This window comes from Streptomyces sp. NPDC000941 (assembly GCF_053599555.1).
Genome location: NZ_JBSFMM010000356.1, coordinates 1 through 7,194, shown reverse-complemented (window position 1 = coordinate 7,194; position 7,194 = coordinate 1). Strand labels below are relative to the sequence as shown.

Below are 7,194 nucleotides of genomic sequence, written 5' to 3'. Positions count from 1 at the left end.
TCCAGCGCCGGCGCTACTGGCTGGAGCCCCAGACGCGACCCACCGCCTCCGAGCGCAAGGTCGACGAGGTAGAAGCACGCTTCTGGGAAGCGATCGAGAACGAAGACCTCGAATCTCTCACCAGCACCCTTGAGGTCGAAGGCGAGCAAGAGCAGTCGCTGCTGAGCGGCCTGCTGCCCATGTTGGCCTCCTGGAAGCGAAAGCGGCAGCCGCGACAGGAGTCCCAGCAGCCGTCCGACACGTCACTCGTAGCCGCAGCAGAGGATTCGGACGCGGACGACGGCCTCGCCGGGCGGCTGGCTGGGCTTGCCGTGGTCGAGCAGGAGCGGCTGCTGCTGGAGCTGGTGCGTAGCCACACGGCGGCGGTGCTGGGACACACGGATATGGACGCGGTCGCCGTGGGGCGGGCGTTCAAGGACCTCGGCTTTGACTCGATGCGTCTGATGGAGCTGCGGAAGCGGCTCAATGAGGCCAGTGGGCTGCGGCTGCCGACGGGCGCGGTCTTCGACTACCCGACGGTCTCCCGCATGGCCGGGTATCTGCGTGCGGAACTGCTGGGTTCGAACACCGGCACCGAAACCGACGTCGCGGAGCCCCGCTCGGCTGCGGCGCGCGTGGCCGACGAGCCGATCGCGATCGTCGCGATGGGCTGCCGCTTCCCCGGCGATGTGCGTACCCCCGAGGAGCTGTGGCAGCTCGTCGCGGAGGGGCGGGACGCGGTCTCCGAGCTGCCGACCGACCGCGGCTGGAACGTCGAGGAGCTTTACGACCCGGACCCCGACCAGCCCGGCAAGAGCTACGTCAAGGAGGGCGGCTTCATCTACGACGCCGCCGACTTCGACCCGGCGTTTTTCGGGATCTCACCGCGCGAGGCCCTGGCCATGGACCCTCAGCAGCGGCTGCTGCTGGAGACCGCCTGGGAAGCGCTCGAACGGGCGGGCATCGACCCGGTCTCGCTCAAGGGCAGCCAGGCGGGTGTCTTCGCCGGCACGACGTATCAGGACTACGGCAAGCCGCTGTACGTCGCGTCGGAGGGCCTTGACGGCTACCTGCTGACCGGCAAGGCATCCGCCGTGGTCTCCGGTCGGCTCGCGTACTTCCTGGGCCTCGAAGGCCCCGCCATCACTGTCGACACGGCCTGCTCCTCCTCGCTCGTGGCGCTTCACCAGGCCGCGCAGGCGCTGCGGAACGGCGAGTGTTCGCTGGCCCTGGCCGGCGGAGTGACGGTGATGGGGGCGCCGGGCATCTTCATCGAGTTCAGCCGCCAGCGCGGGCTGTCGGCCGACGGCCGCTGCAAGGCCTTCTCCGCGGCCGCTGACGGTACGGGCTGGAGCGAGGGCGCGGCCATGCTCGTACTGGAGCGGCTGTCGGACGCCCGCCGCAACGGTCATCCGGTGCTCGCGGTCATCCGCGGCAGCGCGGTCAACCAGGACGGCGCCTCCAACGGCCTCACCGCCCCGAACGGGCTCTCACAGCAGCGCGTCATCCGACAGGCGCTCGCCAACTCCGGCCTTTCCGTCGCCGACGTGGACGTGGTCGAGGCACATGGCACGGGCACCACGCTCGGCGACCCGATCGAGGCCGAGGCGCTGCTCGCCACATACGGCCAGGGGCACCCCGACGACCAGCCGCTGTGGCTCGGTTCGCTCAAGTCCAACATCGGCCACGCCCAGGCCGCGGGCGGCGTGGCCGGTGTGATGAAGATGGTGCTCGCCCTGCAGCACAGCGTCCTGCCGAAGACGCTGCACGTGGACGAGCCGTCGCCCCGGGTGGACTGGGCGGCCGGAGCCGTGGAACTGCTCACCGAACGGCGCGCGTGGCCCGAGACCGGACGGCCGCGCCGGGCGGGCGTCTCAGCATTCGGCGTCAGTGGAACCAACGCCCACCTCATCCTGGAACAGGCCCCGGCCGAGGAGTCGGCGCGACCGAGGACGCCGCGGGCCGTCGGTTACGAGCCGACCGTCATTCCGTGGGTGCTTTCCGGCCGTGGTACGGAGGCGCTGCGCGGCCAGGCGGAGCGGTTGCTGTCGCATATCGAGGCTCATGACGAGCTGTCGCGGGTGGACGTGGGATGGTCGCTCGCCTCCGGCCGGGCACGGTTCGACCACCGTGCGGTCGTCATCGGCGATCGTGACCGGCTGCGCACTGGGCTTGGCGCGCTGGCGCGGGGTGAGGACGCCCCGGAGGTGGTGACCGGGCCTGCGTACGGTGTGTCCGGCGCGGGTGAGCGTGTGGTGATGGTGTTCCCGGGCCAGGGTTCGCAGTGGGCGGGAATGGCGGTTGAACTGCTGAATTCCTCACTGGTGTTCGCTGAGCGTTTTGCCGAGTGTGGTGCGGCGCTTGCGGAGTTTGTCGAGTGGGATCTTGCGGGGGTGGTGCGGCAGGCCCCGGACGCTGTGTCGTTGGAGCGGGTGGATGTGGTGCAGCCGGTGTTGTGGGCTGTGATGGTGTCGTTGGCCGAGTTGTGGCGTTCGTTCGGTGTTGAACCTGCCGCGGTGGTCGGTCACTCGCAGGGTGAGATCGCGGCGGCCTGTGTGGCCGGGGCGCTGTCTTTGCGGGACGCGGCGAAGGTGGTGGCGTTGCGGTCGCGGGCGATTGCCGAGGGCCTGGCCGGGCTCGGTGGGATGGCGTCGGTGTCGCTGACCGCTGTCCAGGTCGAGGAACGTATCGCGGCGTGGGACGGTCGTCTGTCGGTCGCCACCGTGAACGGCCCGACCTCGGTGGTGGTGGCCGGTGAGGTCGAGTCGCTGGAGGAGTTGCTGGCGGGGTGCGAGGCGGATGGTGTGCGGGCGCGGCGTATCGCGGTGGATTACGCGTCCCACTCCGCCCAGGTCGAGGTGATCGAGGGTCCGCTGGCGGAGCTGCTCGAGGGCATTGAGCCGCGGTCGTCGTCGGTGCCGTTCTATTCGACGGTGACCGGTGGCCTCACCGACACCGCCGGGCTGGATGCCGGGTACTGGTACCGCAATCTGCGGCAGACGGTCCGGTTCGAGGAGACCGTCGGCGCCATCCTGGACGGAGGCGACGCCGTGTTCATCGAGGCGTCCGCCCACCCGGTGCTGACCATCGGACTCCAGGAAATCGCCGAGGCCCGAGGCGCGGAGCAGACCGTCGTCGTCGGCACCCTGCGCCGGAACGAGGGCGGTCCGCAGCGCTTCCTGACCTCCCTCGCCGAGGTGTGGGTGCAGGGAGTGGCCGTCGACTGGGCGCAGGTGTTCGACGGAGTCGGCGCTTCGTGGGTGGATCTGCCCACGTACGCCTTCCAGCGCCAGCGCTACTGGCTGGAAGCCTCGGTCGGGGCCACCGGTCCCGGGGCCGTCACCGGACTCGGGCTCGGCTCCGCCGAGCATCCGCTGCTCGGAGCGGCCATCGAGCTCGCGGGCTCCGACGGAGTGATGTTCACCGGTCAGCTGTCGCTGCGCTCGCACCCCTGGCTCGCCGATCACGCGGTGGGCGGCACCGTGCTGCTGCCCGGCACCGCGTTCGTGGAACTCGCGGTCCGGGCCGGCGACGAGGTCGGCTACGACCTGGTGGAGGAGCTGACCCTTCAGGCGCCGCTGATCTTCCCGGAGCGCGGCGCCGTACAGGTCCAGCTCACTGTCGAGGAGCCCGACCACACGGGCAGGCGCGCGCTGAGCATCCACTCGCGGCGGGACGGCGACTACGGTGCGGAGTCGTGGACCTGCCACGCGACGGGCTCACTCGCTGTCACCGACCGGCTCACCGCCGCCCGAACGGGCCCGACCGTCGACCTGGCCAGCGTATGGCCGCCCGTCGACGCAGTCCCGATCCAGGTCGCGGACCTGTACGAGGACTTCGCCGCCACCGGATACGACTACGGCCCGGCATTCCGAGGCGTACGGGCCGCCTGGCGGCGCGGGGACCAGGTGTTCACCGAGGTCGTGCTCGACGAGGAGCACCACGCGGAGGCCGCCCGCTTCGGCGTCCACCCCGCGCTGCTCGACGCGTCGCTGCACGGGATGCGCCTGGGCGCGTTCTTCTCCGACGACGACCAGGTCAGCCTGCCGTTCTCGTGGAGCGGTGTGACCCTGCACGCCGCCGGAGCGGCCGTGCTACGGGTCGCCCTCAGGCCCACGGAAGCCGGCCCGGACACCGTGTCCATCACGGTGGCCGACGGCACGGGCGGGCCGGTCGCGACGGTCGAATCGCTCGTGCTGCGGCCCGTGAACCCGGCCCAGCTCGGGCGCTCCCGCGACGGGCTGCGCGACGCGCTCTTCGGCGTCGAGTGGATCGAGGGCGGCGAGGCCCCGCGAGACGAGTCGGCCCCGAAGGAGTCCCTGCCGGGATCGTGGGTCATCGTCGGCAGCGACGATTTCCGGGCGCGGTCCGCACTGATGGCCGCGGGGAAGTACGTCGAGGCGTACCTGGATCTGGCGGCGCTGGGCGCGGCCCTCGACGCGGGGGCCGTCACCCCCGAGGTGGTACTGGTCACCGCAGTGCCCACGCCCGCCGATCTGCTGACCCGCGAGGACGCGGCGGAAAAGGCTCACGAGCCGGTGCTCGCGGCCCTCAACGTGGTCCAGGGGTGGCTCGAGGACGACAGGTTCCAGGAGTCCCGACTGGTCTTCCTCACCCGTGGCGCGGTCGCCGCGGGGACCACGAAGGGCGCGCTCGACCCCGGCTCCGCCGCCGTATGGGGCCTGATCCGCTCCGCGGAGACGGAGAGCCCGGGCAGGTTCGTCCTCCTGGATGTCGACGACAGCCGAGCCACCTGGCGCTCGGTGACGAAGGCCCTCGCCTCGTACGAGCCACAGCTCGCCCTGCGCAAGGGCAAGGTCCGCGTGCCGCGGCTCATCCGCAAGCCGGTGCCCGCAGCCGGTGAGGGCGCACCCGCGCTCGACCCGGACGGAACAGTCCTGATCACCGGAGGCACCGGCCTGCTCGGTGGCATGGTCGCCGAGCGGCTGGTGGCCGAGCACGGCGCACGCAACCTCCTGCTCACCAGCCGACAGGGGCCGAACGCCCAGGGCGCGACAGCATTGGCCGCGCGGCTGACCGAGCGGGGCGCGCAGGTCACCGTGGCCGCATGCGATGTGGCCGACCGGGACGCGCTGACGCAGCTGCTCGCCTCAGTTCCGGCGGAGCGCCCGCTGACCGCGGTGGTGCACACCGCCGGTGTGCTCGACGACGGCATCATCCCCTCGCTGACCGAGGACCGCACTCGGGCGGTGCTGCGCCCCAAGGTGGATGCGGCGCTGAACCTGCACGCGCTCACCCGCGACCTGGACCTGTCGGCCTTCATCCTGTTCTCCTCCATCTCGGGCACCCTGGGTGGCGCGGGGCAGGCCAACTACGCGGCCGCCAACGCCTTCCTGGACACGCTGGCCCAGGAGCGCAGGTCGCGTGGCGGACACGCCGTGTCGATGGCCTGGGGCCTGTGGGCCCAGCGCAGCAGCATGACCGGCCATCTGGACCAGGCGGGAATGGCGCGGATGACCCGGACGAGCCTGACCGAACTCACCTCGGCCGAAGGCATGGAGCTCTTCGACGCCGCCTGGCATCTGGGCAACGACGAGGTGCTGGTGGTGCCCGCTCGGCTCAACAACGCCGAGCTGAAGGACCGGGCCAAGGCCGGGACCACCCCGCCCCTGCTGCGCGGCATCGTGCGCACCGCGACCCGACGGACCGCGGAGGCCGCTACCGAAGAAGTGGTCACGCTCAAAACCCGGCTGGCCGACCTGGACGACACCCAACGGGACCAAGCGCTGCTCGACCTGGTACGTCAGCACGTCGCCGAGGTGCTCGGCTACGCCTCGGCCGACCAGATCGCACCAGAACACGCCTTCAAGGATCTGGGCTTCGACTCTCTGTCGGCGCTCGATGTCCGCAACCGGCTCAACGCGGCCACCGATCTCCGGTTGCGGCCCACGCTCGTATTCGACTTCGGCACACCGGGCGAACTCGCCCAGTACCTCAAGAAGGAGATCCTCGCCGACTGAACCGTCGGGCCGAGGGTTCGAAAGGGAACCTTGCAGTGAGAGTAAACGACGTCTTCATCAGCTCCGTCGGTGTGCACCTGCCCGAATGGGTCAGCAGCGAGCAGGCCATCGCGGACGGCATGTACGAGGAGGAGGTGTACAAGGCCAGCGGCCTGACCGGTACGCATGTGGCCGGCGACCTGGCGGCGGTGGACATGGCCGTCGCCGCGGCGCGCAGCGCCATCGAGCGCGCCGACGTGGACGCGGACACGATCGACTCCCACATCCACAGCAGCGTCTACTACCAGGGCCCGGACGGGTCGTACCCGCCCGGCTACATCCTGCGGGAGCTGGGCGCGGGCAACATTCCCGCCCTCGACATCCACCAGGGCTGCAACGGCATGCTCGCGGCGCTCGACACGGCCGTCGGCCAGATCACCGGCGCCGCGAAGGCGGAGACCGTGCTGGTCACCACGGCCCAGAACTTCAGCACCCCCACGATCAACCGCTGGAAGGACTTCGGCTCCACGTACATCCTCTCCGACGGCGCCGCCGCCGCGGTCGTCAGCGCCGACGGTGGCTTCGCCGAGATCCGATCGCTGAACACCGGCACGCTGCACATGCTGGAGAAGTGGCACCGTGGTGAGGAGTCGCTGCTGCCGCCGCAGACCAAGGCGTACGAGGAACTGAGCGTCGGCGAGCGGGCGATCCAGTTCAACGAGAACGACCTGCCGCTCACCGAGATCCTGGAGAGCCTGTCCAAGTTCGACCTCGACATTCTCTTCCGCTCACTGGTCGACGCGGATGTGAACGCGGCCGACATCGCCAAGGTCATCGCGATCAACCTCGACGGCCGCATGATCGACCAGGCCCTGATGCAGCCACTCGGCCTGACGATGGAGCATTCCACCTGGGAGTTCGGCAAGTCGGTCGGCCACGCGGGCGCCGCCGACCTGATCATCTCTCTCGACCACAGCGTGCGCGCCGGCGAGCTCTCCCCGGGTGACCACGTTCTGCTCACCTCGCAGGGTCCGGGGTGGATCTGCTCGTCCGCAGTGCTCAAGATCGTGGACGTGCCCGCCTGGGCCAACTGAACATCACCTCTCTGGCCGGCGCGCATAGCGTGCGTCGGCCAGGGAGGCGCACATCGTGGTTTTTGAATCGACTGAGCGGGGGCTGTCTGTCGTGTTGTCGGGTGTGGGTGTGGTGCGGGATGACGCGGTGGCTGTGGTGGGTTTGTCGTGTCGTTTTCCTG

2 protein-coding genes are annotated in these 7,194 nt (G+C 70.3%); both read left to right on the top strand.

Features of this window, described 5'->3' with window-relative positions; all coding sequences use genetic code 11:
- Window positions 1–5,960: SDR family NAD(P)-dependent oxidoreductase (locus ACWDSL_RS50625; RefSeq protein ID WP_450496190.1), on the top strand; the 5,960-nt coding region annotated here is incomplete at its 5' end.
- A gap of 35 nt (window positions 5,961–5,995) precedes the next feature.
- Window positions 5,996–7,033: a ketoacyl-ACP synthase III family protein gene (locus ACWDSL_RS50620; protein ID WP_450496188.1), complete on the top strand. Its 1,038-nt coding sequence runs from the start codon at window positions 5,996–5,998 to the stop codon at window positions 7,031–7,033.
- Window positions 7,034–7,194: the final 161 nt, after the last annotated feature.